Genomic DNA, 3,804 nt, shown 5'->3' on the forward strand with positions numbered 1-3,804 from the left:
CCAGAAGCTGTCGGCCACGCTGGCGTCCACCGGTATCCGCTCGTTCTTCCTCCACCCCGCCGAGGCCGTGCATGGAGACCTGGGGCGCGTGGGCCGGGGGGACGTCATCCTCGCCCTGTCCAACAGCGGCTCCACCGAGGAGCTGCTGCGACTGCTGCCCTCGTTCCGGCGGCTGGGCACTCCGGTCATCGCCATCACGGGTGGACTGGAGAGCCCGCTGGCTCGGGGCGCGGATGTGGTGCTGGACATCGGCCGGATCGAGGAAGCGTGCCCCATGGGCCTGGTGCCTACGGCCTCCACCGCCGCGCTGCATGCGGTGGGCGACGCGCTGGCGATGACCCTGCTGCGCTCGAGAACGTTCGGCACGGAGGAGTATGCGCTGCTGCACCCGGGCGGGAAGCTGGGCCGCTCCGTGCAGCGCGTCTTCGAGGTGATGCGCACGGGCCCGGCCAACCCGGTGGTGCGCGAGACCGCGAAGCTGTCCGAGGCCGTGGGGGTCATGACGAGGACCCCAGGCCGTCCGGGCGCCACGAACGTGGTGGATCGGCAGGGGCGGCTGGTGGGCATTTTCACGGACGGAGACCTGCGCCGACTGGTGGAGCAGGGCCGCACGGACTTCATGATCCCGGTGCGAGACGTGATGGGCCGCGGGCCTCGATGCGTGAGCCCGGAGACGCTGGTGCTGACCGCCGCGGCGCAGATGCGCGAGGCCAAGGTGGATCAACTGCCGGTGGTGGACGCCGAGGGCCGTGCCGTGGGCTTGCTGGACGTGCAGGACCTGCTGGCCGCGCGGTTCCTGTGACTCTCCCTCTCTGAGAGAGTGTTAGACGGAACCGCTCCATGAGGGGGGCTGCCGGCGGCACATTCCACAAACCTGTCAGACAAGCAGACAGGTTCCCAGAGGTCGCTCCCGGCAGGAGCCTTCACAAACCTGTCAGACAAGCAGACAGGTTCCGGGAGGTCGCTCCCGGCAGGCTCTCTCGCAGGCAGGAGTCTCATCGGGTGCCAGGCAGGCCTGGGATCCCCCCTGAGCCTCGGCACGCCGGCTGCAATTCCATGCCTTCATGGACACGACGAACAGCGTGGCGCTGGCTCAGCGCCTGGAAGCAGCCGAGGTTGCCGTGCACGAGGCGTACGCGGAGCTGGACGGGAGTCCTAAATCGTGGACGGTCCTCCACTCCGCCAAGCGCTCCTACCGCGAAGCCGAGGCCGAGGCCGTGGTGATGCTGGGCGCTCACGCCGCCCTGGACATCATCATGAGCCGCCTGGCGCCGCCGGAGCTTCAGCTCGCAGGATAGACGCGTCCGCTACTGGCTGGCCTTGGCTTGCAGGGCCGCCTTGTTCGGGTAGTCCGGCACCGACTGCAGCAGCTTCGCCCAGAGCGCCTTCGCGCCCTTCGCGTCGCCCTTGGCCAGCAGCGTGTCGCCCAGCTTCTCCACGGCCGCCGCGTCCGAGCCCACTGCCACGCTCCAGATTTTGTCCGCCATGGGCCGCCCCAGCCCCGTCAGCGCCCACGCCATGCCCGCCTTCGCACGCCCGTTCTCCGGCTGGAACGGCACCACGCGCCGGTACACGCCCAGCGCCTCCTCATAGCGCCCCTTCGCCAGGTGCTCCTCACCCTCCTCCACCAGCTTCGCCAGGCCAGCCTCCAGCTCGGGCGTGCGCTCCGTGTTCTGGACGGCGTCCATCATCTCCTGCGTCAGCGCGGGCGGCGCGTCCTGCCCCTGTGCCCCTGCGTTCCCCGCCATCGGTGCACCGGCCATCGGCGCGCCTGCCATCGGCGCTGAGGGCCTGGGCTGCGACAGGCGGATGCGCCGCTCCTCCTCCCGCTGCTTCTTCCACTTCTCCCGGCCGCCCGCCTTTGCCGTCTCCTCCGCGAACTTGCTCAGCTGCATCGCCAGATCCACCCGAGGCCCGTCCGGGTGCACCGCCACGTAGGCCTCGAAGCCCTCGTGCGCCGCCTGCAGCGCCTTCACGTCCTCGCCCTTCGTCTCGTACAGCAGCGCCGAGCGCGAGAAGAGCGCCTCCGGATTCGACGGCGCCACGTCCAGCACCCGCTCGAACACCGTCAGCGCGCCCGCCTTGTCGCCCGTCAGGTACAGCACGTGCCCGCGCAGCACCTCCACCTCCAGCACCGGGGCCAGCGCCGCTCGCGCACAGGCCGCCGCACCCGCCGCGTCCCCCTTCTTGGCACGCTCCTGGGCCACCTTCCCCATCTCCTCCACCGTCGTCGCCGGAGTGAAGCCGCAGCCCGCCTCCTCCGCGCTCGGCACGGGCTTCTTCCCCAGCTTCTTGCGCTGCTCCAAGAAGAGCGTCCGCGTCGGCACCGCCTTCTCCTCCGCCTGGAGGAAGTACATCATCGCCTCCGATACCCTGCCGTTCGCGTGGTAGAGCTTTCCCAGCGAGGAGGCGATCTCGAAAGACTTCTCCCGCGTGCGCAGGCCCTCTGCTGAGTCCAGCTGCTTGAGCAGCTCATCAGCGCTGGGCGGCGCCCGGTCCGTGCCCGACATGGGCGGGTGACCGTCGGGTATCGCCCCCGGCGTCGACGGCTGCCCGGCCCCGCTCCCCGTCATGGGCGGGTGGCCCTCGGGCATTGTCCCCTGCCCCGAGGACGTGCCCTGCCCCGGCATCACGGCAGGGTGACCCTCGGGCATCCCTCCCGGAGAGGCGGGGCGAGCGGGAGAGGCCTGAGTCCCCGGCGGGACGGGCGGGTGGTTGGGCGGAAGGTTGGTCGGCTCGGCGGCGAGCAGGGCCGCAGTCAGGGCAAGGCAGAGGGTCATGACTCGTTCACCAGAGGGCTCAACTCGGGCCACTGGGTGGCCGAGAGCCTGCGGACATCCTGCGGATCAAGCCGGGCGAGCAGCTCCTTCACGGGCACGCCCAGCACCGGGTGCTTCACATCGGGGGCAAGCTCCACCAGCGGCTCCAAGGCGAAGCGGCGCTTGTGCAGCTCCAGGTGCGGCACCTGGAGGTTCGCATCCGCCACCACCTCACCCTCCCACAGGAGGATGTCCAGATCGATGGGCCGAGGCCCCCAGCGCCCCCTGCTCCGGGTGCGGCCCAGGTCCTGCTCGATGCGCTGGAGGATGGCGAGCAGCCGCTGCGGCCCCAGCCCACAGTCCAGCGCCACCACCGCGTTGAGGAAGCGAGGCTGAGGCGGGCCGACCGGCGCGCTGTCGAAGAGCGGGGAGCAGCGCAGCACGATGACTGCATCGATGAGAGAGAGCGCTTCCAGGGCCGCCACGAGGTAGCTCTCCCGGTCTCCCTCGTTGGAACCCAGCCCGACGTAGACGTTGGCGGTGCTCAAGGCTCGCTCTCAACCGGGTTGGCCAGGGTCCCGATTCCCTCGATCTCCACCTCGACCGTGTCCCCGGCTGCCAGCTTCCCTACCCCGGAGGGAGTCCCCGTGCTTATCAGGTCCCCGGGCAGGAGCGTCATGATCTGGGAGATGAACGACACCAGCTGCGCCGGCCCGAAGACCATGTCGGAGGTGCGGCTGTCCTGGCGCACCTGTCCGTTCACCCGGCAGGTGATCCGCAGATCTCCCGCGGGCAGCCCCGTCACCGCCCAGGGGCCAGCGCAGGAGAAGGTGTCGTAGCTCTTGGCGCGGGTGTGCTGCACCTCGCGGCGCTGGATGTCGCGCGCCGTCACGTCGTTGAAGCAGGTGAGCCCCCAGATGGCGCGCGCGGCGGTGGCCTCGTCCACGTTCTTCAGCCGCTCGCCGATGAGCAGCGCCAGCTCCGCCTCGTAGTGCACCTCCTCGCTGGCCTTGGGGATGCGGATGGGCGAGCGCGGCCCGTTGAG

Annotated in this window: 5 protein-coding genes; 2 read left to right on the plus strand and 3 right to left on the minus strand. The window is 70.3% G+C overall.

Annotation, left to right across the window (positions count from 1 at the left end):
- Positions 1-34 precede the first annotated feature (34 nt).
- Together VD972_RS03795 and VD972_RS03800 are read left to right on the plus strand one after the other, a co-directional pair.
- Positions 35-802, plus strand: coding sequence for a KpsF/GutQ family sugar-phosphate isomerase (locus VD972_RS03795; RefSeq protein WP_414653980.1), 768 nt, complete (start codon positions 35-37; stop codon positions 800-802).
- A 262-nt stretch (positions 803-1,064) separates the two neighbouring features.
- Positions 1,065-1,298 (plus strand): hypothetical protein, encoded by a 234-nt coding sequence (locus tag VD972_RS03800; protein WP_324980878.1) that lies wholly within the window; start codon positions 1,065-1,067, stop codon positions 1,296-1,298.
- A gap of 9 nt (positions 1,299-1,307) precedes the next feature.
- Here VD972_RS03800 and VD972_RS03805 read toward each other — a convergent pair whose 3' ends face one another.
- The 3 genes from VD972_RS03805 to VD972_RS03815 form a co-directional block, all read right to left on the minus strand.
- Complete coding sequence (locus VD972_RS03805) at positions 1,308-2,780, minus strand: tetratricopeptide repeat protein (protein ID WP_324980881.1); 1,473 nt, start codon at positions 2,778-2,780, stop codon at positions 1,308-1,310.
- Positions 2,777-3,307 (minus strand): 2-amino-4-hydroxy-6-hydroxymethyldihydropteridine diphosphokinase, encoded by a 531-nt coding sequence (gene folK, locus VD972_RS03810; protein WP_324980884.1) that lies wholly within the window; start codon positions 3,305-3,307, stop codon positions 2,777-2,779. Before folK ends, VD972_RS03805 begins: the two co-directional genes overlap by 4 nt.
- On the minus strand, positions 3,304-3,804 hold a 501-nt coding region (locus VD972_RS03815; RefSeq protein WP_324980887.1), incomplete at its 5' end, for a fumarylacetoacetate hydrolase family protein. The genes folK and VD972_RS03815, both read right to left, overlap by 4 nt.

Origin of the sequence: Hyalangium sp. (assembly GCF_035629615.1) — a bacterium.
Taxonomy (GTDB): Bacteria; Myxococcota; Myxococcia; order Myxococcales; family Myxococcaceae; genus Hyalangium.

Excerpts from the sequence above, each read along its gene's own strand:
- VD972_RS03800 (WP_324980878.1), top strand. The coding sequence starts at position 1,065 with ATGGACACGACGAACAGCGTGGCGCTGGCTCAGCGCCTGGAAGCAGCC.
- VD972_RS03805 (WP_324980881.1), bottom strand. The coding sequence starts at position 2,780 with ATGACCCTCTGCCTTGCCCTGACTGCGGCCCTGCTCGCCGCCGAGCCG.